Source organism: Enterobacter sichuanensis, assembly GCF_002939185.1.
Classification (GTDB): Bacteria; Pseudomonadota; Gammaproteobacteria; order Enterobacterales; family Enterobacteriaceae; genus Enterobacter; species Enterobacter sichuanensis.
In genome coordinates this window covers 26688-52393 of the sequence record NZ_POVL01000025.1, presented here as the reverse complement: position 1 = coordinate 52393, position 25706 = coordinate 26688, and the positions used below count along the sequence as shown (strand labels likewise).

Here is a 25706-nt window from a genome sequence, read left to right as displayed (position 1 = left end):
CTCCTTAGCGAAACACGAGGAAATACATTAAGAACACGTTCACCACCAGCAGGGTTAACGCGGTCGGGATCTGGATCTTGATCACCTGATATTTGTCTTTCAGCTCCAGCAGCGCGGCGGGAACGATATTGAAGTTCGCGGCCATCGGCGTCATCAACGTGCCGCAGTAGCCTGCATACATGCCAATCGCCAGCAGCGGCGCAGGGTTGCCGTGATGCACGTTGATCAAAAACGGCAAGGCGATACCGGCACTTAATACCGGGAAGGCCGCAAAGGCATTACCCATAATCATGGTAAACAGCGCCATACCCACGCAGTAAATGACTACCAGCATAAAGCGGTTATCCGGGTTCACAAACAGGCTCACCACCTTTTGCACCGAGTCACCCGTGTTCGCCACCACAAAGACCCCGCCAAGCATGGCCAGCATCTGCGGCAGGATCACCGCCCAGCCAATGGTATCGACAAGGCGACGAGACTGGCGAACCGCATGCAGCGGCGTGCCTTTGGTCAGCCACCAGCCGGTAAGGATCGCCGCAACGCAGGCCACACAGAGCGCCGCCAGGGTAAGCTGTTTCTGATCGAGCAGGAACACGCCGCCAACCGACACCCCTTTCAGGAACAGGGTGCCGATCACCGTCACCACCGGGATCATCAGGGCGGGCAGGAACAGCCAGTTCTTGAGTCTGTTCGAAGAGGCGACGCGCTCCTCCTCGGTGGACATTTTATAGTGCCCTTTCCCGACCAGGCCAAAGCCCGCCAGCAGCGCGATAACAATGACGCCGCCGCCGATAATCCGGTACGCCAGGGATTTACCCAGCTCCTGCACCATCAGGTCGCCAAACAGGAAGATCCCGCCAAACAAGAACCAGAACAGCGCGGTGGTAAAACGCTTTGGATTGGCGCGATCGCGAAGGGTCATCACGACCAGCAGCATCACGACAAAGCCAATCAGGTAATACACGCGATTAATGGAGATAAGTGTCATCATTGCGCGGTCTCCTGCGTACCCTGTTCGGCGCGCCAGGCCATGACGTCGCGACGGATACTGGCATCGAGGCGCAGCAGACGCGTCATATGAATAATCAATGCCGCAATGGCGGTTGGAATGGCCCACAGGCCGATGTGCAGCGGTTCGATGCCCTCAATGCCGTTTTCCTTCAGGAACGCGTCAATCAGCAGCACCGCGCCAAAGGCAATAAAGATATCTTCCCCGAAGAAGACCGCAATGTTGTCACACGCGGCGGCATGGGCTTTGATTTTGTCTCGGATGTGCTGCGGGAGTTCGCCGTATTCGTTCAGCGCCGCCCCTTCGGCCATCGGCGCCAGCAGCGGACGGACCGTCTGAGCATGACCGCCCAGCGACATCAGCCCCAGCGCGGCGGTGCCTTCACGCGCCACAAAGTAAAGCATCAGAATGCGCGCCGAGGTGGCGCTGGCGATCTTCGCCACCCAGGCCTGGGCGCGCTCCTTAAGCCCGTAATATTCCAGCAGACCAATTACCGGCAGGATCAGAATGAAGGTGGCCAGCGAGCGGCTGTTCACGAACTTCTCGCCGAAGGTCTCCAGCAGCATGCCGAAATCCATACCGACCAGCAGACCCGTCGCCAGCCCCGCGACCACGACCACCAGCAGCGGGTTGAAGCGCAGTGCAAAACCAATGACCACGATCGGTATCCCGATCAGCGGCAACAGCGTAGTACCGTCCATAACGTTTACCCTATCGAAAGTGAGCGTTGCGCGCCGACGGCTATTTTTTTAATTTGCGGCGAGCGATGTTGTGTTTTTCGTCAGGTTTGGCAAACCTGCGCTAAAAAGCTATATCTGAACCTCAAAAACATGTAAACAATTTATCAATAAAATGTTCTTATTTTATCGATGAGTTTACATTTCTGGCTAAGGAACGTTATGACTTCAGAAAAGAGTGCTAGCCCCCATCACGACGATATCAACGACGGCCGGATCGTCTCCTCCCGCCATCTGGTGTCCGAGCGCTGCGCGGAGCTGTCAGAGCTGGAATACGCGCTGATCATGACCAGCAACGCCTTCAACAAATGGATGGTGCGCTGCATGACCGCAGCGGGCGAGCCCGACATGGGCGCCTTTGACGTCTCGCTGCTGCATCACGTGAACCACCGCGATCGCAAGAAAAAGCTGGCCGATATCTGTTTCGTTCTCAACGTGGAAGATACCCACGTGGTGACCTACGCTCTGAAAAAGCTGGTCAAAGCGGGCTACGTGACGAGTGAAAAAGCGGGCAAAGAACTCTTTTTCTCCACCACCGAGGAGGGGAAAGCGTTGTGCATGAAGTACCGGGACGTTCGGGAAGCGTGTTTAATTGCGATCCACGCGGAGAGCGGAATTGCCGGGAAATCGATTGGGGAAACCGCGCAGCTGTTACGCACGATCTCCTCCCTGTATGACACCGCCGCCCGCGCGGCGGCATCACTCTGAGGCTAAGGGCGTCTGAACAGGGTAATGCTGCGTCCGGCCAGTGCGTACTCGACGGTTTCGGTGATCGCTGTCCCCGTGGCGTCATCCGCCGTGGAGAGTTCCAGCACCCATCCCCCTTCGCCAAACTGTGGGATCTGGAACGGCACGGTGCCTTCAAACGGATTGAACAGCATCAGCACGTCGTGCCAGATGCCCTCCTCCTGCTGAAGATCCGGCCTGCTGATGGAGACCCCGAGCGTCGAGCCTTCATCCCACTGCTCTGCCTGCTGCGGACCGCCGCCGGCATTGAACCAGCGGATCTCCAGCCCGTCGCGCCAGCTTTCGCGACGCAGCAGCGGCTGCAGCGCGCGCAGGGCGATCAGCCTTTGGGTAAACTCGCGCAGCGCGGTGTCGTTTTCAGAGAGTCCCTTCCAGTTGATCCATGAGATCTCACTGTCCTGACAGTACCCGTTATTATTGCCCTTTTGCGACCGGCCAAACTCGTCCCCGGCCAGCAGCATCGGCGTACCGTGAGACAGCAGCAGCGTGGCCAGGAAATTACGCTTCTGCCGCTCCCGGGTGGCGATGATGTCCGGGTTACCGGTTGGCCCTTCCTCGCCGTAGTTGTACGAGCGGTTATCGTTGTGGCCGTCGTTATTGTCCTCACCGTTGTCGGCATTATGCTTCTCGTTGTACGAGACCAGATCGTTCAGCGTAAAGCCGTCATGGGCGGTGATGAAATTGACGCTGGCCCACGGGCGACGCCCGCGCAGATCGTACAGGTCGCCGGAGCCGAGCAGACGCGCGGCAAAGTCGGTAGAGACGTTATCTCCCTTCCAGTACTCGCGCACGGTGTCGCGGTATTTGTCGTTCCACTCCCCCCAGCCCGGCGGGAAACCGCCGACCTGATACCCGCCAGGACCGATATCCCAGGGCTCACCAATCAGCTTCAGTCGGGATAACACCGGATCCTGGGTCATGGCGTCAAAAAACCCGCCGCGCGGATCAAACCCTTCGGGCTCGCGACCCAGAATTGTCCCGAGGTCAAAACGAAAACCGTCGATATGCATCGATTCCGCCCAGTAGCGCAGGGAATCCATCACCATCTGCAACACGCGCGGGTGCGAGGTATTCACCGTATTCCCGGTACCGGTGTCGTTGATGTAATACCGGTGCTGGTCCGGCAGCGTGCGGTAATAGCTGTAGTTATCAATCCCTTTAAACGAGAGCGTGGGGCCAAGTTCGTTGCCTTCCGCCGTGTGGTTATACACCACGTCCAGAATCACCTCGATGCCCGCGTCATGGTACGCGCGCACCATATCGCGAAAGCCCTGGATCCCCGCGGGTCCGTAATAACGTGACGCCGGGGCAAAAAAGCCCAGCGTGTTGTAGCCCCAGAAGTTCTTCAGGCCACGGTCAAGCAGGTGTTGATCGTCCGGGAACCAGTGAACCGGCAGCAGCTCTACCGCGGTGATGCCCAGGCTCTTGATGTAGTCGACCGAGGCTTTATGCCCCATCCCCTCAAACGTGCCGCGCTGTTCGGGCGGTATGGCCGGGTTGAGCTGGGTAAAGCCTTTTACATGGCTCTCATAAACGACGGTATGCGGCCAGGGGACGTTTGGTCGGTTAGTGTCCTGCCAGTCAAAGGCATTGGGGTCGATGACCCGGCATTTCGGCGTAAACGGCGCGCTGTCGCGCGTGTCAAAGCTCAAATCTAACTCGTCGTGCCCCAGCTCATAGCCGAAATGGGCGTCGTTCCAGTCGATATCGCCCACCAGTTCACGGGCATAAGGGTCAATAAGCAGCTTATGCGGGTTAAAGCGATGACCGTTTTCCGGATCGTAAGGGCCGTAGACGCGATAGCCGTACAGCGCGCCGGGCTTCAGATCCGGTACGTAACCGTGCCAGATCTCGTGGGTATACTCCGGGAGTTCCAGCCGGGCGATTTCTGTTTTCCCGGACGGATCAAACAGACAGAGTTCCACCCGCTCGGCGTGAGCGGAGAACAGCGCGAAGTTGACCCCCTTCCCGTCATAATTCGCCCCCAACTGCTGGCCATGACCGGCCCGAATTTCAAACGTTGTATCCTTAGCCATTTTCGTTCTCCACGATTATTCGCAGGTAAGCAGAACCAGTACACATCCCTTTTCTGACGTTAAATCCAGCGTCTCTTGCAGAATGCGGCTTTCACCGCTGAACAGATCCCGATAGCGCTTCCCGGCCAGTTCTGCAGGGATTGCTACCGTGGTATTCACCCACAGCCTGTCGTGACAGGTGATGTCAAACACCAGACGCGGCACGGCAACGATCAGCGCCTCATCGTCCTTAACGCGGGCATAAACAATCAGATTCTCCTCACGCTCACCGGTCACCTTAAGCGGCAGCCAGTCACCGTAATGGAAAAGTGAGGCGTAATGCGGTCGAAGCCGTAACAGCGTGGCGGTAACGAACTGTTTTACCCTTCCGTCCCGCCAGCAGGCCGGGTCGTTAAACACGCGGGCATCCGCCGCGCTGAGGTGTCTTTCCAGGGCCGGGAAGTCCGGCTCCCGGCGGTTATCCGGGTCGACAAGGCTAAAGTTAAGCGCCTCGCTGCCCTGATAGATATCCGGCACACCGGGTGCCGTCAGCTTGATCACCGTCTGGCTGAGGCTGTTCATCAGCCCGGCGCGGATAAAGGGCTGCATCGCCTTGCTGAAATCCTCCAGAAACGGGCTGTTGTCCGGGGAAAGCAGGTGCCGCGAGTAGCTCAGCACCACGCTCTCATAGCTCTCGTTGCTGTCGATCCAGTCGGTGCGCTGTTTCGCCTCGCGCAGCGCTTTCTCCAGGAAACCGAGGAAACGCGATTCCAGTGATTTAAGCCCGTCCACGTCGTCGGGAGACAGCGTGGCAGGCCAGACACCCGCCAGCGCCTGATAGATCATCCAGGTGTCAGCGGCGTTCGGCGCGGTACCGTCATTAAGGAAACGCACCTGGGTCTGGTTCATCTGTCGCCAGCGGGCCAGGTTTTCCCCCCACTGGTCCGGGGCTTCCGTCAGGGTGTAAAGACGCGCCCGGGCATCTTCCCCGCGCTTGGTGTCGTGCGTGGAGGTGCCGAGCAGAGCGTCGGGCTGACGGGCAAGACGAATGCGCATCTCCTGGTGAAAGCGGGATAGCGAGAACGCGCGCGGCGTCGGGTCGGCGCCCACTTCATTCAGCGCCAGCTCCAGGTTGTGGCGAAAGAACAGCGTGTCTTCAACCGACTTCGCCATCAGCGGCCCGGTAAGCTGCTGGAAGCGGGTTCTGAACAGCGCGGCGCTCTCGCGGCAATCCTCCGGCAGGTCGCCGGTAAGAATGCGCACAATCAGGCTGAGCGCCGCTTCAGAGGTCTCCACGCTGGCGACCACGCGGTTGAGCAGCGCCACGTCCGGCGTGGTTAACCCCTCGCGAGTGCCATAGGTGCGGTACACCGGAAAAGCGATAAGCAGTTCGCGCAGCGCGTGGCGGATATCGTCACGCGGCAGCGCAACGTCATTGCGCTTGGCCAGGTCAGCCGCAATCGTGAGCAGCGTGGTGAATTCACCCTCAAAATTGCGATCGGTCATCAGGCCCTTAGCGTCCCGCAGTTCAGCGTGGCGATCGACCGTGCCCCCCAGCGTCTCGTCGTGGATTTTTTCCAGGCGCGGCAGGTTAGCGTCGTCGACCAGCACCTCCGCCAGCGAGGCGATAAACTCATAGCCGGTAGTGCCGGAGACCGGCCAGTCTGTGGGGAGCTGTTCTCCCTTCGCGAGAATTTTTTCGACCGTAATGTAGCAGTCGGGGCCGGTTGCCTGCCGCAGGCGCTGCAGATAGCCCAGCGGATCGGCCAGGCCGTCGATATGGTCAATGCGCAGGCCATCCACCACGCCCGCATGGACCAGTTCAAGAATAAGCCGGTGCGTGTCGTCGAAGACCGCCTCATCTTCAACCCGAACGCCAACCAGCCCGGTGATTTCAAAGAAGCGTCGCCATGAGAGCTGTTTTGGCGCTTCCCGCCAGGACATAAGCCGCCAGCTTTGTGCGTCGTGCAGCTCGGCAATGCTCTTCTCCTCGCTGTACGTGCCCGGGTTGAGCGGGTATGCGGCGTCATAGTAGACCAGGGCGGCTTTTTTTGTGACAGGGTCACGTTTTAGCGTGATGGCTCCCTTCTCCAGCTCCACCTCAAAGGTATCGCCAAGAAACGGCAGCGTGAGCGGTCGCGACCAGTCGATATCAAAATAGCGCGCGTAGCGGCTCTGCGGGCCGTATTCAATCACATCCCGCCACCAGGCGTTTTCCAGCGAGGTGGACATATGGTTTGGGACAATATCCAGAATCAGCCCCATGCCGGCCTGCTTAAGCGCCGCGGTCATGCGGTCAAACCCTTCTCGTCCGCCGATGGCGGGGTCAATTTCATTCGGGTTGGTCACGTCATAGCCGTGGGTAGAGTCTTTTGTTGCGGTAAACACCGGCGAGGCGTAGAGGTGGCTGATACCGAGATCTTTCAGGTATGGCACCAGCGCGACGACGCGGTCAAAGGTCATTCCGTTACGGAACTGAATACGGTATGCGGCGGAAGGGATCATAACGATGCTTCTCCATCAGCAAAGCGAACAACAATACTGTTCGGCGGTAAAACGTCGTCTACGTCCGGCCAGGCAAAGCGCGTCTCCCCCGCGAGCGCGGGCAGCCCGACGGGTCGGGTTCCGATATTCAACGCCAGAGAGAGTGTCCCCGACGGGAAGCGCCAGCTCACCGCCACCATGCCGGGGGCCGTCACGACCACCTTGCCTTCAACGGCGCCCCCCTGTTGCAGCAGCGGAACAATATAGCGATGACGCAGCGTGAGCAGGTGGCGCGTAAAACGCAGCCAGGTTTTGCCCTCGTCGGTGGCGATTTTATGCCAGTCGAGTTTTGAGCGGAGAAAGGTGTTCAGGTCATTCGGATCGGGTACGGCGTCATCGTGCCCCGCGTGGCCGGTAAACTCTTTCGCGCGCCCTTCCCGCACCGCCTTTGCCAGTTCGCCGTGAAAATCGGTGAAGAACAGGAACGGGTGCGTTTCACCGTACTCCTCGCCCATAAACAGCAGCGGGATATGGGGGGAAAGCAGCAGCGCGGCCAGCAGTACCCGCGTCTTGTCAGCGCCCGCCAGGGAGATGAGCCGCTCGCCCTGGGCGCGATTCCCGGTCTGATCGTGGTTTTGAATAAAATCGACAAAGAACTGCGGCGGCTGCGAGTGGCACTCCACCCCGCGGGATTCACCGGTTTGCAGGGACACTTCGCCCTGGTAGACAAACCCTTCGGCCAGCGCCCGGGCGAATTTTTTCTCCGGTTCAAAGGCAAAATCCTGGTAGTAAGCATGGGTTTCGCCGGTGGCAAACACGTGGGCAGCGTTGTGAAAATCATCGTTCCACTCGGCGGTAAACAGGGGCGTGTGGCCCTGTTCATCGCGCGGATGCAGGAAAATCACGTTGCGGCTGTCTTCCGTGGTCAGATGAACGTGCCGGTGCGGGATCGCCTCACGGATCTTCCCGGCTATCTCCACCAGAACATGCGTATCCGAGGCGTCTTTAATCTGGTCGATGGCATCAAACCGCAGGCCATCCAGATGATATTCCGTCAGCCAGTAGAGCGGCGCGTCGGTAATATATTGCCTGACCGGCTCCAGCTCATAGGCGATGCCGTTACCCCAGGGCGTCGTGCGCTGTGCATCGAAAAACGCTGGTGACAGCAGGGGCAGATAATTCCCTTCCGGGCCGAAGTGGTTGAGCACGATATCCAGCACCACGGAAAGCCCCAGCCCATGCGCGGCATCAATAAACGCGTGGAAATCCTCCGGTGTGCCGTAGGCGGCGTGCGGAGCATACAGCAGTACGCCGTCGTACCCCCAGCCGCGGGAACCGCCGGACTGGGAGACGGGCATCACTTCAAGCTGGGTGATCCCGAGCTCTGCCAGGTAAGGCAGCTTGTCGATGGCCGCCCGGAAGGTGCCCTCCGGGGTAAAAGTGCCGATGTGCAGTTCGTAGATGACCGTCTCTTCCCATGGCCGTCCGGACCATTCCGGGTTAACGGGCTGCCAGCGCCGGGGATCGATAACCACGGAAGGTCCCCTAACATCCCCCTTTTGCGCGCGCGACGCGGGATCGGGCACCGTCATCCCGTCCTGCAGGACAAACTGATATTCTGTCCCGTGTGTGACGCCGGGTACGTCTGCCTGGAACCAGCCACACCCCGTTGCCGTCATTGGCACGTCGGCGTTGGCCAGACGAAGCGTAAGTTTTTTCTGTCCTTCTGCCCAGACGCGAAAACGTACAACGTCATCGGAAATAAACTCAGCACCCCACTGCTTTTGAAATGTCCTGAATTCCATTCATTGTCCTCGAATGACCCACATTTTACGCGGAATGAAGTACAAGCTTAGTTCAGGATTAAAAGTGCGTGAGCTCAGCGGATTTATCCGCTTCGTCTATTCTTTATGAAATAACTCACTACAGAGAATACTATGCAGATTCGAAAAGGATTAAATACCGACCTCGTTCGTCTTGAATGTTGTGACTTTTCTTTCACCATAAGCCACATTGCCCGAGAGCCGTTTATCCACTGTGATTTGCATATCGAAGCCGTTGCCGAGCCCTGGATAAAAACCTACGAGCTCGACATACAAACCCTTGAAAATCACTGCGTTAATCCGGACGCCATATTTCTTATCGCGGAAACGGACGACGGTGAAATAGCCGGATTTATTACCGCGTCAGTCGGCTGGAATAAATTTATTTCAGTGGATTATATTGCCGTTGAGCGCACCAAACGCAGAACCGGCGCTGCGCATAAATTAATGGCCGCTGCGCACGTGTGGGCCCGCAGCGTAAACGCGCCGGGATTACGGCTTGAAACACAAAATGTGAACGTCTCTGCCTGCCTGTTTTACCGTCACTACGGATTTACCCTGGGCGGATACGATCGTTATCTCTACAACGCCCTACCGGAAAAAGACGAGGTCGCTCTGTTCTGGTATTACATGCTGGTATAGCGGCGCGGCATTCATCAATCTGTCATTAAATTTCACTACCCTTTCCGGATTTTAAACAAGGCGTTGAGGAAAGAAGTGTGAATTTTATGGCGAAGGCAGTACTGCTGGCATTACCTGTTCTGAGTGCGACGGCAACGGCCGCTGAGAGCAATCTGTGTGAACCCAAAGCGTACGAAATGGCGCTGCGCTATCAGCAGAAATCGGCTGAGATTATGGCCCTGCAGCTACAGACATATCGGTTTGCCACCGAGCGTTTCAATGAAAAATTAAAAAATCTGCAAACGCCCGAAAATTACGCCGTGGTGATGGATCTGGACGAAACGGTACTGGACAACACGCCTCTGCTGGTGCGCGACACAGAGCAGTGCCACGACTATACAAAATGGGACACCTGGAGCGACTGGGAGAAACAGGGGAAACCCGGTTTGATCCCGGGGGCGAAAGCGTTTCTTGACCACGTGAATCAAAGTAAGGTCCGTATCTACTATGTCTCGGATCGCATGCAGGAAAACAAAGCCGATACGCTCAATACCTTAAAAGCCCTCGGACTTCCGCAGGTCTCCGACGAAAGCGTGCTGCTGGATACCGTCAGCAAGGAAGAGCGTCGCCAGAGCATTCTCAAAAAGCAGCAGATCGTGATGCTGTTCGGCGACAGCCTGCCGGATTTCGCGGTGCAGTTTAAAAACAAAAAACCGAGCGAGCAGCAGCGTGAACTGGTTGAGGCCAGCGCGGAACACTTCGGCAATGACTGGATTGTGCTGCCTAATACCGCTTATGGCTCATGGTCCAAAGCCACGCCGGACAGATGGAACGCACCGCTGGAAAAATAATGTCTTACGGGCCGGGAAAGCTATCGTGCGCCTTCCCGGCCCTTCGGTTTCCTATCCATCCCGTTTATAGGTCCTATCATTTCTGGGCAGCTTCTTATAATTTTACGGAGCAGTAAGATGAGCACTTTCAAAGGAGACTCGTATGCTTACCGTGAAAAAACTTGCTCTTTCCACGCTGATTTCCAGTTCACTGCTTTTTTACCCTCTGCTACAGGCCTCTGCAGAAACGCCGCAGCACGTCGTTAAACAACCGGCGGGCGGTTACAGCGTGCAGGTCGGCGATGTTCTGGTCACCTCGTTTACTGACGGAACCGTCGCGCAGGATCTGCACACGCTGCTGCGCCGGACAACGCCGCAAAACATTGATGCGCTGCTCGCGAAAAACTTTCAGACCAACCCGGCTGAGGTGTCCATCAACGCTTTTCTGATTGCGATACCCGGACATAAAATCCTGGTGGATACCGGCTCGGGCCAGCTCTTTGGTCCTGATACCGGTGGACGTCTGGTTGAGAGCCTCGCCACGCAGGGAATAAAACCCGAGGACATCACTGAAGTCCTGCTGACCCACGCCCACTCCGATCATGCGGGCGGCCTGGTGAAAGACGGCAAGGTAGTGTTCAGCAACGCGCGCGTTTTCGTTGGCAAACCGGACATCGACTTTTTCTTTAACGACGACAATCAGAAGAAAACCGGCTACGGCAAGAACTACTTCGATGTCGCGCAGAAGACCTTAAAACCCTACCTTGACGCGGGTAAAGTGGTGCCGTTTAGCGGCACATCGGAGATTCTTCCGGGGCTTACCGGCACGGTTCATCCCGGGCATACGCCGGGTTCAGCCTTCTACACCCTGGAAAGTAAAGGCGAGAAGATCACCTTCGTGGGCGACATCATTCACGCCGCGGCGGTCCAGTTCCCGCAGCCTGCGGTGACCATCACCTACGATGAAGATGAGAACAAAGCGGCAAGCGTACGCGAGCAGGCGTTCGCTGACTTTGTGAAAAACAAGGACCTCATTGCCGCGCCTCATCTGCCGTTCCCGGGCATCGGCTATGTGACGAAAGGCGAGAAAGGCGGCTATGCCTGGGTCCCTGTGACCTATACCAACCGGGACGCCAGCAGCGCGAAATAAGATGACGCGGATATCTGACATGGATATAGACCTGCTCCTGACGCTGGACGCCCTGCTTCAGGACAGGAACATCACCCATGCGGCCGCGCGGCTGGGCATCAGCCAGCCCGCGTTGTCCGCTCGTCTCGCGCGTCTGCGCACGCTGTTTGGCGAACCGCTGTTTATCCCCTCCCCGCATGGACGCGGGGTGTTACCCACGCCGCGCGCGGAAGCGCTTAAGCCCCAGGTGACAGGCGTACTGCGCGGCATCAGCGCGATGTTTGCGCCCACCGCGTTTGACGCGCAAACCAGCAGCCGGACATTTGTCATCGCGCTGCATGAAAACCCGGCGCTGATGCTCGGCACCGGGCTGCTTAACCAGGTGGTTACCGATGCTCCCGGTATTCGCCTGCGCTTCGCCCTGCCCGAGATGGCCGAACTGCCGCAGCAACTGGAGAACGGCGATGTGGATCTCTACATCGGCGTAAGCGCGGGCGCCCATGACGGGTGGGTGAGGCGCAAACTCCTCGACGACGCGTTTGCCACCGCCCAGCGAAAAGGCCATCCGCGCGGAACGGGTCCGCTGGATCTGGAAAGCTACTGCGCGCTTTCTCATCTGGTGGTGTCGTCGGCGGGGGATCCGTTCACCGGCTTTGTCGATCAAACCCTCGCCGGGCTGGGCCATCAGCGGCACGTCGCCATGTCCACGCAGAGCTACGCCGTGGCGCCTGCGCTGGTTGCCGGTACCGACCTGGTATGCACCCTGCCGGAACGAATGCTGAAGCAGTTTGCCAGCACGCTGGATCTCTTTGCGCCGCCGCTGCCGCTACAGCCGATTACCATCAACATGTACTGGCACCCGAAAAACAGCCATGACCCGGCGAACGCCTGGCTGCGCGAGCAGTTGCTGCGGGCGGCTGGACGTCAGGTGTGATCGAGCGTAACCAGAAACTTTTTAAGCACCTCTGAGCGAATAATCCGGTGGCAAACCAGGGTGAGCTCGCTCTCCCGTAGTCGGTCGAGGATGTCCACGTAGACGACGTTCTCAACGCTCACCGCCTTTGCCGACGCGGGAAGCAGCGCCAGCCCAAACCCCGCCGAAACCAGGCTTATCACCGTGGGCACGTCGGTCGCATTTTGCACCACGTCCGGCTGAAAGCCCGCTCCGCTGCAGGCGTCATAGAAGTACTGCTCCAGCCCCATTCCCTCCGGGTCGCGCAGGGAGATCCATTTTTCGTCTTTCACCGACGAGAGCGTCAGCGCGGAGGACCCGGCCAGCGGATGCTGACGATAAAGCGCCAGCACCGTTTTCTCCGAGGTGAACGACCGGCTTTGCAGATCGTCCGGCAGCGACGGCAGCGGCGCGCGGATGATGGCCACATCCAGCTGGTTGCTCTGCACGGCGGCGTAGAGCGTCTGCACATTTCCCGTTATCAGCGACATGGTAATGGCGGGCCAGCGGCGGTGCATCTGGCGCAGCGCAGCGGGTAGCCTGCCGTCAAACATCGCGCTCGACACGCACCCGAGGTTTAACACACCTTGCTCGCCCCGTGCCGTTTGTCTGGCGTCCAGCACCGCCTGTTCGGTCAGCGAGATGGCAAGCCGGGCTTTCACAAGAAATGCTTCGCCCGCGGGCGTCAGGGTCAAGCGGCGGTTCGCCCTGCTGAAAAGCGTGACGCCTAAACGTTCCTCCAGGGCCTTTATCTGCTGGCTAAGCGCCGGTTGCGCCATGTTCAGACGCTCGGCGGCCCGGTGCATATGGAGCTCTTCGGCCACGACGATGAAGTGGCGCATCTGACGAAACTGCACGAGACGACTTCCTTTATTGATATAAATTTACTTATCAATTTAACAGTAATGATGCAATTGATGGTATTGGTCATTGCCATAAAAATGGAGGTATTCAACCGAGGGAGGAAAATATGGAAAACCAGATTAACGATCTCCGCAGCGCCATCGCCTTACTACAACGCCACGAAGGGCAGTACATTGAAACCGATCATCCGGTCGACCCCAACGCGGAACTGGCGGGCGTCTACCGCCATATCGGCGCAGGCGGCACGGTCAAACGTCCGACCCGCACGGGCCCGGCCATGATGTTCAACAGCGTAAAGGGCTATCCGCACTCCCGCATCCTGGTGGGCATGCACGCCAGTCGCGAGCGTGCGGCGCTGCTGTTGGGCTGTGAGCCTTCGGAACTGGCAAAGCACGTCGGCCAGGCGGTGAAAAAGCCGGTTGCGCCGGTTGTCGTTCCGGCCTCGCAGGCCCCCTGCCAGGAGCAGGTCTTTTATGCTGACGATCCTGACTTCGATCTGCGCAAGCTGCTTCCGGCTCCAACCAACACGCCGATTGATGCGGGTCCGTTTTTCTGTCTGGGGCTGGTGCTGGCAAGCGATCCGGAAGATAGCTCGCTGACGGATGTCACCATCCACCGCCTCTGCATTCAGGAGCGTGACGAGCTTTCCATGTTTCTTGCCGCCGGGCGCCATATCGAAGTCTTCCGCAAAAAGGCGGAAGAGGCCGGAAAACCGCTGCCGGTGACGATCAACATGGGTCTCGACCCCGCCATCTACATCGGCGCGTGCTTTGAGGCCCCTACCACGCCGTTTGGCTACAATGAGCTGGGTGTCGCTGGGGCGCTGCGCCAGCAGCCGGTTGAGCTGGTGCAGGGCGTGGCGGTCAAAGAGAAAGCCATCGCGCGGGCGGAAATAATCATCGAAGGTGAACTGCTTCCAGGCGTGCGCGTGAGAGAGGATCAGCACACCAACACCGGCCACGCGATGCCGGAGTTCCCGGGCTACTGCGGCGAGGCGAATCCCTCCCTGCCGGTGATCAAAGTGAAAGCCGTGACCATGCGAAACCACGCCATCCTGCAGACGCTGGTGGGACCGGGGGAAGAACATACCACGCTGGCCGGGTTGCCAACCGAGGCCAGCATCCGTAATGCGGTTGAAGAGGCAATTCCCGGATTCCTGCAAAACATCTATGCCCATACCGCGGGCGGCGGCAAGTTCCTCGGGATATTGCAGGTGAAAAAACGCCAGCCGTCAGACGAAGGACGTCAGGGCCAGGCGGCGCTTATCGCCTTAGCCACCTATTCGGAGCTGAAGAACATTATTCTGGTCGACGAAGACGTGGATATTTTCGACAGCGACGACATCCTGTGGGCGATGACCACCCGCATGCAGGGCGATGTCAGCATCACCAATATTCCTGGGATCCGCGGCCACCAGCTGGATCCGTCCCAGTCGCCGGATTACAGCACCTCAATTCGCGGCAACGGCATTTCCTGCAAGACGATCTTCGACTGCACGGTGCCGTGGGCGCTGAAGGATCGCTTCGAACGGGCACCATTTATGGAGGTTGACCCACTCCCGTGGGCGCCAGAGCTGTTTGCTGACAACACGAAATAGAAACAGCACGCGTATGGCCCGCAGGTCATACGCTGATTTTCTTTTCAAGCGTGGCAATATTTTCACCCGCCGCTCGCTCCACCGAGAAACGATCGACGCTCAGCAAAATGAGCATCAGCCCCCTGCCGCTCTCCAGCAGCGGCGAGATTTCACAAAAACGGTCTCGCCTGGCGGCCTCAAGCCGCGCCAGCGGAAACGCGTCACCCGCGTCGGTAAAAACAATGCAGACGTCGCTGTCGCGGATATCGAAACGTACGCTGAATGTGCGCGAGGCATCCTCATGCAGCGCGTGCCGGATGATATTCGTCGCCACCTCACAAACGGCGAGATCGAGCGCGAAACGCCACTCATCATCTACGGGAAGCGCGCTCAGCCGCGCTTCCAGCCAGCCGGCCAGCGGCGTCAGGGAACCGAGCACCGCCGGAAATTCTGCCTGCACCGGCGTCTGCATCTACTGCCCCAGCTGCGCAAGCGCGCTGCTTTTGTCCGGATAGATGCGGAATATGCGGTCCATGCGGGTCAGGGTGAACATATTCATGATCCCAGGGTTCAGAGAGCACAGCGCCATGTCGCCTTTCCCGTTCATCAGCTTAAACAACGACACCAGCATTCCCAGCCCGCTGCTGTCGATAAAATCCACTTTGCTGAAGTCGACAATCAAAGCCTTGCGATCGTCGCCAATTTCTTCCGTCACGGACGCTTTAAACGTCGCGGCAACGGAGGCATCCAGCCGCCGGACTGCGGGCGTGAGAATGTTGGCATGCGGTAGTCGTTCAGTGTGAATAATCATTCTGTTCTCCCTGACGCTCGATCACGAGCAGTGAAACGTCATCGGTTAAGGCGGTCGGTTCATCACGATTTGCGTTGCGCCAGCCGGTCAGGTGGTCACCGAACCGCGCCAGGAGCTGGTCAACCGGAAGTCGGGCATGGTCATGAAGCCAGCGTTCGAGACGCTGCGGGCCAAACTGCTCGCCGCTGACGTTCTCACACTCCGTAATACCGTCACTGAATAAGCATAAGCGATCCCCCGGATTGAGGGTAAACGCGACATCCTCCCAGCTCAGGTCTGGGATCAGGCCGACCGGCGGGCCGCCATCGCCCACGGACGTGACGGCGCTGTCTGCGTTCACAATGACGGGAGTAGGATGCCCGGCCTGACACAACACCCCTCGTCCGCTCTCGGGGTCGATCACCCCGTAGATAATGGTGAAATAGCTGGTAATGTCGCTCTCTTCACTGCAAAAGCGGCTGTTCAGGATTCCGATCACCTCCGCAGGCGACTGAATGCCGCCCTGATCGGTAAACAAAAAACGGTCTACCACCCGGCCATGTAAGAACTGACGCGCCACCGCGAGGGACATCATCGCGGCCCCCACGCCGTGACCGGACACATCCACGCAATAGAACCCAATGTGAGAATCGAGTGGAAAAATATTGAACACATCGCCTGAGACCCACGCAGACGGCATGAAAAGCCAGTCGGAAAAGTAGTTCCCAAAGCGTAAGCGGTGCGAAGGCAGCACAGAGTGCTGAACGCGCGCCGCGAGTTCAAGATCCTGTTCAATCTGATGCAACGCTTCACTCAGGCGTTTGTTGTGCGCCGCGAGGGTCGCTTCCAGCGTTAAAATACGGACCCCGGCGTGCAGACGCGCCCGCAGTTCATCCTGCTCGACCGGCTTGCTTAAAAAATCATCGGCTCCGGCATCAAAGCCCTGCGTTAAATCCCCGGCATTTTCGCGTGCCGTGAGCAGAATGACATAGACGTAGTGGCCAAACTGACGGTTGCGGATGGTCTGACAGAGCGTGAGTCCGTCCATTTCCGGCATGTCCCAGTCGCTTATCACCATGCTGATCGGCTGGCTGGACAGTATTTCCAGCGCGGCGACGCCATTTTCCGCCTCGCTCACGATATACCCCCACTGGGTGAGCATTCGGGAGAGTAACCGACGATAAATCAGCGAATCTTCAACGATTAACACGTGCAGCGCCGACATACATCCCTCCTAAAGCGGTAAGAACCAGATGAGGCTCACGGTCCCTTCCCTGAATTTTGCATTCCCGTTGCCGTGCCCCGGATAGCGCGTTCCCGCATAGTTCGCGTACTGGATGGAGAACGAACCCGGCGTATAGCCGGCATAACCGAAGCTGTAGCTGTAATCGCCGTTCCAGGGCTGCTGCTGGCTGCTGTCCGGGAACCAGAATGCCGTCGCGCGAACGAAGAAATGTTGTTTGAAGGTGTAGCCGCAGCCGCCGAGCATGACGTTTTTATTTTTGCGGATGTCATCGCTGCTGAGGTCGTAGTAGCGTGGCACCCAGCTGTACCCGACCTGGCAAATGATGGAATCCCCTTTATTAATCAGGAGCGTGTTTTCGACCGGTTTCGGTAGCGAAAACTTATAGGCCAGTGTGAAGGCGCCCTGTTCAAAATAGGTGTGTCGTCGGCTGCCCGATGTCCAGAAATGGTTATCGCCGTAGTTGCTGTAAACCAGACTGACGGTGTTGGCGTGCCAGTCATCGTAGCCGAAGCTGTATCGAAAATCGGCGGTGTAGCGGCTGGTGTCTCTGACCGGCAGTCGGGACGTAATGTTGGCAAACCAGAAGCTGTAGGGGGAATACTGAAGGCTGAGATTCAGCGTCTGGTTAATCTTTTTCTTTTCCGTGGCGGTGTCTGAACTGTTAGGAATGCTCATCCACTGCTCTTTCAGTCCCGAGCTAAAGCTCAGCGCACCTGAGAATTTCTTATCGTTACCCGAGAACAGGCGCCCCCAGCGGCTGGTAAAGACGCCAGCCTGAACAGGTTCACCGTTCTTATCGCGCAGGGATTCATTTTCACTGCTTTTCGCCGCCTCTGCGGCGGGGATCGCGGCGAGCAGCACGCCCGCCAGAAGCCATTTTTCGCGCATAACCGCCATCCTTAGTTAGGTATCCAGCGTGCGCCGACGTCGTATTTTGCCATCAGCCACAAAATACCCAGTGCCGCCGCATGCACTAACGTGTTCTCTATCCAGGCATGTCGCCATAAGTCGAAGGTGATGAACTGGCTCACCAGCAGCACCACGTACACATGCAAAATAAAGGTATAAAGCGAGTGCTGGCCGAGCGGGATCAGGAACCATCCCAGCAGGCGATTGAGCGGCGTCCAGCAATACGTCAGCACCAGGTAGACGGTGACCATCAGGGCGATATCGTTTAACACCCTCACCGGGCCCAGCCCGTTCTTCGCCGCCCAGGTGTGATAAAACGAATTGAAGCTGTCAGGCGGGATGACGTGCATCAGCAGCGCGGGCGGCATAAACGGGTTGGTATGGTTCTGGGCGACAAATCCCAGCACCAGCGACACCATGACCAGCGCCACTACCACCCCTTTCCCCGGAGGCGTCCGGGCGAAAGAGAGCAGTTCGGCTTTATACCAGCCGCTGGCCATGCCCAGCACAAAGATGAACTGCCAGGCGAGCAGCGGGAAGGCAAATTCGAATTCCGACGGCGTCAGCCGAAGCGGCCAGCGCTGCCACAGGCTGTACACCAGCAGCGACAGCCCCAGCAGCCACCAGACTTTTCCTTTCTGCAGCATCCCCAAAAATAGCGGGCTGAGTAGCAGTAAAAAGATATACAGCCCCAGAATTTGCGTCTGATGAGGGCCAATCTGCAAATAGAGGATAATGTTGAACCAGGTCTCTTTTATTTGCGGCGTAACCGGATAAAGCGACCAGCTTTCACCCGAAAAACGGTCGGTAAAATGGGTGACCTCGAAAACGTTAATATGTGGAATATAGGCCAGGAGAATAAAGGACACTATGATAATGATATTTACACGATATATTTTCCATGCCCTGAGATAAAGCCCCCAGGAAACCGTGAGCAAAACCACTTTTTGCAGACGCGCGCGGTTCAGCATGCCAAGCATAAACCCTGAGAGAATAACAAAACCTTCTGCACCGGTTGTTAACCCAAAACGCTCCCAGGAGAATATATTAAATACCGACATCACCTCCGTATGCGCCACGACCATCATGACGAGGGCAATGCCGCGCATAAAGTCGATTCTCAGGTCCCTGGCACCTGCAACGGCATACCGCCATGCTGTTGATTTAGCGTCATCTTCTTGCGCTACCGACGGCGCAACATGGCTCATAGGGTGTCCTTTGCCTGAAAACGAAAATTAAGGTCTAAATAAAGTAGATAGCCTAAAGGAATAGTAACCGCAATTTATCGACGGCCGATGAAACATCATTAAGCAGAATTTAAGCTGAATTAACCACCGCTAAATATTAATAAAAACGTGGCTGGACACTTTTATTCGGCGTTCTACACTTATCTTAAATCTTGTTTAATCGCTATTTTCTTTCGCTTTTGGGCAACTGTCTGCGCAGCAGAATGGGTCTGCATTTTCACGGAATCAGGAACGCCGGAACTATGGATTTTTATTTTTCCCGTTTTGAACATCGTCGTCCTCCGGAACCGTTAACAACACCGCGCTGGGTCATGTTCACCTGGCAGGTGTTAGCGGTCGCGGCGCTTATTCTGGGTGCCAATTATATTTACTGGCGCTGGACCGCCTCCCTGAATACTGACGCATTATGGTATGCCATTCCGCTGGTCCTCGCCGAAACCCTGGCGTGGATTGGCACCGTGCTGTTTACCATCAATTTGTGGAAAGAACAGGATCCTCCTCAGAGTCCGCCGCCCGGCGAAATTAACGAATGCCTGTCGCCTGAGGAGGCCGTAGAGCCCCGTCCCGTCAAGGTGGATCTGTTCATTGCCACCTACTCGGAAGACACCGAGCTGGTCAGGCTGTCCATTCGCGATGCCCTGAAGATGACGTACCCGTTCCCGATTGACTACCGCATCCACGTGCTTGATGACGGCCGCCGCCCGGAGATGAAAGCCGTTTGTGAAGAGGAAGGCGTTAACTATATCACTCGCCAGACCAACATCGGCTTTAAGGCCGGCAACCTGCGCAACGGCCTTGAGCAAACCGACGGCGATTTTATTGTTATCTGCGACGCCGACACCCGGGTATTTCCCACCCTGCTCAGCCATACGCTGGGCTACTTCCGCGACCCGGACGTGGCCTGGGTGCAGACGCCGCAGTGGTTCTTCGATCTTCCGGAAGGGGAAAATCTGTCGCGCTGGGGCCAGCGAAAGGCCGGAAAAGTGGGCTACGGTCTGGGCTGGCTGATTCAAAAGTGTGTTGGCCCGATCACGATTGGCCGCGACCCGTTTTTTAACGATCCGCGCATGTTCTATGACGTGATCCTGCGGCGGCGCAACTGGGCGAACGCGGCTTTCTGCTGCGGCGCAGCGTCCATTCACCGTCGCGAGGCGGTCATGCAGGCCGCGCTGAGAAGCTATGTCTGGTCCGTCGAAGAGGAGATCCATCGTCATACGCGCGACATTCGCGATGAGGAGACCCGGGACGCGCTGCAGAATGCAATGCGTCCGCACGTGGCGTTTGACACCGAGCTTACCCCCTACAAATTCCACGTCTCGGAAGATATTTACACCTCGGTGCTGCTGCACGGCGACGCCGCACGACGCTGGCGCTCGGTTATGCATCCGCGGGTTGAGTCGAAGATGCTCTCTCCGCAGGATATGCTCACCTGGATGATCCAGCGCTTTAAGTACGCCGCCGGCTCGCTGGATATTTTGTTCCATGACAACATCTTCAGCCGTCGCCGCTTCAGGCTTTCACTCCCCCAGACGCTGATGTATGCCACCACCTTCTGGTCTTACATGGCCTGCGTGTGGAACACGGTGTTTTTGATTTCACCCATTATCTATCTATTCACCGGCATTCCGCCGGTGTCCGCCTGGTCGACGCCGTTCTATCTCCACTTTCTCCCGTTTTTTATCTTCTCTGAACTGGCGTTTATGTTCGGCACCTGGGGGATCTCGGCCTGGGATGGCAGAGCCTCATACCTCTCCTTCTTTTCCATGAACCTGCGCGCGCTCAATACGGTGCTGCGGGGCGAACAGATCAAATTTCACGTCACGCCAAAAGAGCGGCAGACGGGCCGTTTTCTCTACCTGGTGAAGCCGCAGATTGCCATCGTGGTGCTGACCCTCGCAGGGCTTATCTGGGGCGGTATTCAGGTGGCGCGTGGACAGGTGGACGACCCCTCCGGCTACGTCATCAATATTTTCTGGGGAGGAGTGAACATCGCCGCCATGCTGCCGCTGATTTTCGCGGCCATGTGGACGCCCGCTGAAGAGGACGAGGTCACCCAATGAGGATACGTGACGCCCTGCTGCCCGCGCGCAGCTACCTCACCATTTTGCTCGGCTTCCTGATCGGCTTTGCCATTGTGGTCTGGGTGGAGAAACAGATGCCCACGCGCGTGGAAAGCAGCGGCGGCATCGCGCTCAGTAAAGACTTCCCGCCGCTGCCCACAAAACGGGCGCTGACCTATGACGAAGCCATCTGGGCGCGGGTCGCCTGGCAATACTACGTGAACAATACCCAGCCAAACGGCCTGGCGAATGCCAGCGACGGTGAACCCTGGCTGAGCCTCTGGAGCGTGGGAAGCTACCTGTTTGCGACCGCTGCCGCAGAGCAGCTCAATATCATTTCCGCCGATGAGTTTGATGAGAGGGTCAGCACCGCCGTGTTCACGCTGGGGCAACTGCCGCTCAATGACAAAGGTCTCCCCGCCGCCTATTACCATGCGGACACGCTCAAGATCCTTGGCAAACCTGACGCCTCCGCAATTGGTCTTAGCCGGCTGCTGTCGGCATTACAGACCCTGCTCTGGCGCTATCCCCAGCACACGGCGGCCATCCGCGATTTGTTGAGCGTGTGGCGCACCGCGGCGCTGATTGAAAATAGCACCCAAAGCCAGGCGGCGGTGCCGCTCCACCACTGGACGCTGGCCGACGATGAACAGCGGGACACTTTTGGCTACCGTCTCTATGCCAGCCATACGCTGCGTCTGATAGACAGCGCGGCAGGCCTCGCGGTGACCAATCCCCCTGAAGGGCAAAAGATGATCGATCTGGATGGCGTAATGGTGCCCGATGAAGGGCTTCGCACGCCCTGGGGCAAGCAAACCTCGCTGATCAGTCTCCCCTATCTGTTAACCGGGCTTGAGCTGGGCTTTGATGCGCAGAGCGCTGAAATTGCGTGGCGGATTATGCAGATCCAGCAGCGGCGTCATGGCCTGCGCACGCCAAAACCCCCCGTCAGCACGGATTATGCCGAACCCGCGCCGGATTACGTTAACGATCTGCCGGACAGGCAGCCGGTACAGGCCCGCAACTTGCGCGACGAGGTGCCGGAGAAAGTGGCGATTACCTCCACCCGCACCGCGTTTGCCTGGTATGCCCTTTTCCGCAACAGCTGGAGCGAAGCGCTGCGCCAGCAGGTTCTGGCGCTTCAGGTGCCGGGTAAAGGCTGGCAGCGCGGGTTAAATCTCAACAACAGCGTCAATGACGTCGTGGACGCCGATACCAACGCCATTGTGCTGGAAAGTCTGTCTTACATCGCGCATGGCCAGATGCTCTGTCTGGCCTGCCTCTACACATACCCCTCAGCAGGAGCAACGCCATGAAGCCACGATTCCCGATCCTTTTCCACCTGCTCACGGGAATAACGATCTGCTGGCTGGCGCTATCGACCGTGCGTGCGGATACCGAGCTCCCTGCATCAGGTTACTCCCCGCGCAGCGGCGAGCTGACCGCCCGAGAGATGACCATCGCGAAAAACGCCTGGCAGTATTTCGTCACCAACTATCAGCCCACGACGGGTCTGGTGAATGCGGTCAACAAATATCCCTCCACCACCATGTGGGACAGCGCCTCCTATCTGGCCGCCCTTACGGCGGCGCGCGAGCTGGGGATCATTGATAAAGCGGAATTTGACCGCCGGATGCTGAAGTTTCTCGCCACGTTAAACACCCTGGTACTGTTTCGCAACGAGCTGCCCAACAAGGCCTATAACACCATCAGCGGCCAGAAGGTGGACTACACCAACAAGCCCGGCGAAATTGGCTTCTCGGCACTGGATATCGGGCGAATGCTGGTCTGGCTGAAAATCATCAAGGAGCGTTACCCGGAATACGGCAACAGCATTGATAACGTGGTGCTCGGCTGGGATTTCAGTCACGCGATCGACCCCTGCGGCACGCTGTACGGGGCCTATCTGGAGAACGGCCAGCCGAAGTACGTTCAGGAAGGTCGACTGGGCTATGAAGAGTACGGCGCGGCCGGTTTCCAGCTGTGGGGGTTCAATACCTGCAAAGCCAGCAGTCCGCAGCCTTACGAGCTGGCCGAGATCTACTGCGTGCTGGTTCCGTACGATACGCGCGACCCGCGCAACACGTCGCAGCATAACTACGTGGTGACGGAATCCTACCTGCTCTATGGGCTGGAGTTCGGCTTTGATAAACCGACCGACCGGGATAACGCCCCGCGTGACTACTCCCTGACGTGGATGAAAAACTTTGCCGACCGCGTTTATCAGGCTCAGGAGAACCGCTATACCATTACCGGCGTCCTGACCGCGCGCTCCGAGCACCAGCTCGATAAGGCCCCTTACTTCGTCTATGACACCGTCTTCAGCGACGGGTACAACTGGAACACCATTACCGATAAAGGCCAGTTCGTCCCTAACGCTGCCGCGATTTCGCTGAAGGCGGCGCTGGGCATGTGGGTGCTGTGGAACTCCCCCTATACCGACCGCCTGCTGAACACCATTGAGAATGCCAACGAAGAGGGAAAAGGCTACTACGAAGGGCTGTATGAAAACGGCGACGGGCCGATCAAAGAGTTCACCGCGAACAATAACGGCATCATGCTGGAGGCCCTGTTGTTCAAAAAAGAGGGAAAACTGCTGGCCTTCAACACCGACAACCCGAAGAGCAAGGATTTTGCCCCGTCGCTGTGGGATCGAAAGCTGCTCGATCAGTTTGAAGAGAACAACGCGCTGCGCAGCCGCCCGTTCCTTGCCAGCACCCCGGCCGTAAAAAGCTGGTGCGACCGGACCGGCGTCACGCAGCGCACCAAACCCGCCTGCCAGGCCTGTCAGTGCGCGTCATGCAGCGTGGACGAGCCCGTTAAACTGCCTCCGGTGACTGCGCAATGCTTAAAACCATAGCCAGAGGTCTTGCGGGATTACTCCTTGCAGGCGCGATCGTCTTTGCGCTGTTTGCCCATCAGGGCGCAGGCTGGCGCTGGCTCATCAGTGGCGGCTGGCACTCGAGCGCGCGTATTGCCGCCCTGACGCCGGAAGAGCAGACGTGGGCGGCGATCGCCTGGCGCTATTTCGTCAATAACACCCAGCCGCAAACCGGGCTGGTCAACGGCAGCGACAAACAGCCCCGCGTCACGCTCTGGCAAATGGGCGATACGCTTATCGCCCTGCTGGCGGCCAAAGAGCTGGGGCTGATTGAGGAGGTCGAGTATGACGCTCGCCTGACGCGGCTGATGGGCACCCTCAACCGCCTGATGCTGACCGAGGCCCGGACGCCCGGGCGACTCTATTCCAGCCAGACGGCGACGCCGATCGACTTTAGCGGCAAGCCCGTTAAAAATGGCTGGTCCGCGCGCGACATGGCGCGTCTGATGCTCGCCCTGCGCCTTACCGCAGAGCGGGAACCGCAGTACAGCGAATACCTCGATAAAATCATCCTGCGCTGGAATTTCTGTCCGGTCATCGACGGCGCAGGCGAACTGTGGTCATCTTCCCTGCAAAACGGCCAGCCGGTGGTGCGCGAGGAGCTGCGCCTGGGCGAGAGCGAATATGCCGCAACGGCGTTTCAGCTGTGGGGGTTTTCCCCGGAGAAAGCGTTTACGCCCCCGGCGCACCACGTCATCATCGCCCAACGGCGTCTGGCTGTTGATGCCCGGGATCCGCGCACCACGTGGCAGCCCTCCCTGATCACCACCCTTCCCTATATGCTGCCGGGCCTGGAGTTTGGCTGGGAGCCCGAAGGCGTTGCGGCCGATCGGCAAAAGCACCTGCGCAAGCAGGCCGAAAACGTCTGGCTGAGCCAGAAGAGCCGCTGGGAGACCGATAAGATCCTGACGGCCAGGGCAGATTTCTCGCTCCCGCAGGCGCCCTGGCATATCCAGGATACGGTCTGGGGAAATGGCTATGCCTGGAACTCTGTCGGTGACGATGGCCGGGACTACACCCGTTTCGCACAGGTGTCGACCAAAGCGGTCTTTGCCCTGTGGGCCCTGTGGGACACCCCGTACACCGAAGTGCTGATGTCGGTGACAAAGCATCTTAACGATCCGCAAAAAGGCTGGTACGAAGGCCGCCAGGAAGCCACGGGCGATACTAACGCTGCGCTCACCCTTTCCACCAATGCCACGGTGCTGGAAGCCCTGTTCTTTAAACACAACGCGGGCCCCCTGTTTGACGCCCGCCGGGCTAAAAAAGAGAGCTACTTTACGCGCCGTGTGGCAGATGACTATACGCCCGTCGGGCACTGTATACCGGGCGAAAATGCCGTAAGGAGGACGCCGTGAAATTTTACCGCGATCTGTTTGAATCCAGTCTTAACCGCGTCTTTCCGGATAATGATAAAACGGCGTTTTTTCAGACGTTCTATGACGCCTTCGTCCATATGTCACCCGAGACGGAGCAGCATTTTTCTCGCCTGCCGGATAGCGAGGGTCAGCAGACTCTGTTTAAGAGTTTCTTCGCCATGCTTGCGGTAGACGGCGCGTTAATCGTGCCTGATTTTCTCGAGTGCCTGGCGCGGGAGCAAAGTGACGACGGTCTTCACCTCCCGCCGCGTTTTTTCGCCCTGTGGCGCGAAGCGATGTTGAACGCGGTGAGCCTGCGCGATCCGCAGTGCGACGATGAGATCCTGACGGCCTGGGCCATGGCGATCGCGCCCGGGCTGGAATACCTGCGCCGACAGGCAGAACTGCACTACCGCGCGTAGGAGGAT

At 58.0% G+C, this 25706-nt stretch carries 22 protein-coding genes; 11 read left to right on the top strand and 11 right to left on the bottom strand.

The annotated features are described in order from the left end of the window. Positions 1-4: 4 nt before the first annotated feature. A complete protein-coding gene (locus tag C5687_RS12845; protein WP_047958615.1) occupies positions 5-991 on the bottom strand; it encodes a DUF979 domain-containing protein in 987 nt (328 codons plus the stop codon). Next, positions 988-1710: a DUF969 domain-containing protein gene (locus tag C5687_RS12840; protein WP_104557060.1), complete on the bottom strand. Its 723-nt coding sequence runs from the start codon at positions 1708-1710 to the stop codon at positions 988-990. The genes C5687_RS12845 and C5687_RS12840 overlap by 4 nt, the downstream gene beginning before the upstream one ends. Positions 1711-1908: 198 nt before the next feature. On the opposite strand from C5687_RS12840, the gene C5687_RS12835 reads away from it, so the two are divergent. Beyond that, positions 1909-2454, top strand: a complete 546-nt coding sequence (locus C5687_RS12835; protein ID WP_047958616.1) for a winged helix DNA-binding protein — start codon at positions 1909-1911, stop codon at positions 2452-2454. 2 nt (positions 2455-2456) lie between these two features. On the opposite strand, the gene glgX is transcribed toward C5687_RS12835, so the two are convergent. The 3 genes from glgX to treZ are packed head-to-tail and all read right to left on the bottom strand — an operon-like array spanning position 2457 to position 8797. Then, positions 2457-4529 (bottom strand): glycogen debranching protein GlgX, encoded by a 2073-nt coding sequence (glgX, locus tag C5687_RS12830; RefSeq protein ID WP_059386692.1) that lies wholly within the window; start codon positions 4527-4529, stop codon positions 2457-2459. A gap of 15 nt (positions 4530-4544) precedes the next feature. Then, complete coding sequence (gene treY / locus C5687_RS12825) at positions 4545-7013, bottom strand: malto-oligosyltrehalose synthase (protein WP_104557059.1); 2469 nt, start codon at positions 7011-7013, stop codon at positions 4545-4547. Next, positions 7010-8797 carry a malto-oligosyltrehalose trehalohydrolase gene (treZ, locus tag C5687_RS12820; protein ID WP_104557058.1) on the bottom strand — a complete coding sequence of 596 codons (1788 nt, stop codon included), beginning with the start codon at positions 8795-8797 and terminating at the stop codon, positions 7010-7012. The genes treY and treZ overlap by 4 nt, the downstream gene beginning before the upstream one ends. Before the next feature lie 132 nt (positions 8798-8929). Between treZ and C5687_RS12815 the strand changes: the two genes are divergently transcribed. From C5687_RS12815 to C5687_RS12800, 4 genes are all read left to right on the top strand, one after another. Continuing rightward, positions 8930-9457 (top strand): GNAT family N-acetyltransferase, encoded by a 528-nt coding sequence (locus C5687_RS12815; protein WP_104557057.1) that lies wholly within the window; start codon positions 8930-8932, stop codon positions 9455-9457. A 77-nt stretch (positions 9458-9534) separates the two neighbouring features. Continuing rightward, entirely contained in the window at positions 9535-10287 is a 753-nt protein-coding gene (locus tag C5687_RS12810) for a 5'-nucleotidase, lipoprotein e(P4) family (protein WP_104557056.1), read from the top strand. Between the two features lie 142 nt (positions 10288-10429). Next, a complete protein-coding gene (locus tag C5687_RS12805) occupies positions 10430-11416 on the top strand; it encodes an MBL fold metallo-hydrolase (RefSeq protein ID WP_104557055.1) in 987 nt (328 codons plus the stop codon). 1 nt (position 11417) lies between these two features. Next, positions 11418-12329: a LysR family transcriptional regulator gene (locus C5687_RS12800; RefSeq protein ID WP_104557054.1), complete on the top strand. Its 912-nt coding sequence runs from the start codon at positions 11418-11420 to the stop codon at positions 12327-12329. Here the strand turns inward: C5687_RS12800 and C5687_RS12795 are convergent. After that, a complete protein-coding gene (locus tag C5687_RS12795; protein WP_095440646.1) occupies positions 12320-13204 on the bottom strand; it encodes a LysR substrate-binding domain-containing protein in 885 nt (294 codons plus the stop codon). The genes C5687_RS12800 and C5687_RS12795 overlap by 10 nt on opposite strands. Positions 13205-13317: 113 nt before the next feature. Here C5687_RS12795 and C5687_RS12790 point away from each other — a divergent pair, with 113 nt between their 5' ends. After that, positions 13318-14808, top strand: coding sequence for a UbiD family decarboxylase (locus C5687_RS12790; RefSeq protein ID WP_104557053.1), 1491 nt, complete (start codon positions 13318-13320; stop codon positions 14806-14808). Between the two features lie 25 nt (positions 14809-14833). Here the strand turns inward: C5687_RS12790 and C5687_RS12785 are convergent, their stop codons facing one another. The 5 genes from C5687_RS12785 to opgC are packed head-to-tail and all read right to left on the bottom strand — an operon-like array spanning position 14834 to position 18940. Continuing rightward, positions 14834-15259, bottom strand: coding sequence for an ATP-binding protein (locus C5687_RS12785; protein WP_021240154.1), 426 nt, complete (start codon positions 15257-15259; stop codon positions 14834-14836). After that, positions 15260-15598 (bottom strand): STAS domain-containing protein, encoded by a 339-nt coding sequence (locus C5687_RS12780; RefSeq protein ID WP_025756479.1) that lies wholly within the window; start codon positions 15596-15598, stop codon positions 15260-15262. It lies immediately after the preceding gene. Next, the gene (locus C5687_RS12775; RefSeq protein ID WP_104557052.1) at positions 15582-16802 is read right to left on the bottom strand and encodes a PP2C family protein-serine/threonine phosphatase; all 1221 of its coding nucleotides are present in this window, start codon (positions 16800-16802) and stop codon (positions 15582-15584) included. Before C5687_RS12775 ends, C5687_RS12780 begins: the two co-directional genes overlap by 17 nt. A gap of 9 nt (positions 16803-16811) precedes the next feature. Then, positions 16812-17711: a hypothetical protein gene (locus C5687_RS12770; RefSeq protein WP_008501670.1), complete on the bottom strand. Its 900-nt coding sequence runs from the start codon at positions 17709-17711 to the stop codon at positions 16812-16814. 11 nt (positions 17712-17722) lie between these two features. Next, positions 17723-18940 carry an OpgC domain-containing protein gene (gene opgC, locus C5687_RS12765; protein WP_023327506.1) on the bottom strand — a complete coding sequence of 406 codons (1218 nt, stop codon included), beginning with the start codon at positions 18938-18940 and terminating at the stop codon, positions 17723-17725. Between the two features lie 281 nt (positions 18941-19221). Here opgC and C5687_RS12760 point away from each other — a divergent pair, with 281 nt between their 5' ends. From C5687_RS12760 to C5687_RS12740, 5 genes are read left to right on the top strand one after another with little or no spacing between them, the layout of a single operon-like run. Further along, positions 19222-21039, top strand: a complete 1818-nt coding sequence (locus tag C5687_RS12760; protein ID WP_023344169.1) for a glycosyltransferase family 2 protein — start codon at positions 19222-19224, stop codon at positions 21037-21039. Further along, the gene (locus tag C5687_RS12755) at positions 21036-22355 is read left to right on the top strand and encodes a DUF3131 domain-containing protein (RefSeq protein ID WP_104557051.1); all 1320 of its coding nucleotides are present in this window, start codon (positions 21036-21038) and stop codon (positions 22353-22355) included. Before C5687_RS12760 ends, C5687_RS12755 begins: the two co-directional genes overlap by 4 nt. Further along, positions 22352-23899, top strand: coding sequence for a DUF3131 domain-containing protein (locus C5687_RS12750; RefSeq protein ID WP_025756484.1), 1548 nt, complete (start codon positions 22352-22354; stop codon positions 23897-23899). Before C5687_RS12755 ends, C5687_RS12750 begins: the two co-directional genes overlap by 4 nt. Further along, the gene (locus C5687_RS12745) at positions 23884-25278 is read left to right on the top strand and encodes a DUF3131 domain-containing protein (RefSeq protein ID WP_104557050.1); all 1395 of its coding nucleotides are present in this window, start codon (positions 23884-23886) and stop codon (positions 25276-25278) included. Before C5687_RS12750 ends, C5687_RS12745 begins: the two co-directional genes overlap by 16 nt. Further along, a complete protein-coding gene (locus C5687_RS12740) occupies positions 25275-25700 on the top strand; it encodes a globin family protein (RefSeq protein ID WP_104557049.1) in 426 nt (141 codons plus the stop codon). The genes C5687_RS12745 and C5687_RS12740 overlap by 4 nt, the downstream gene beginning before the upstream one ends. Positions 25701-25706 lie beyond the last annotated feature (6 nt).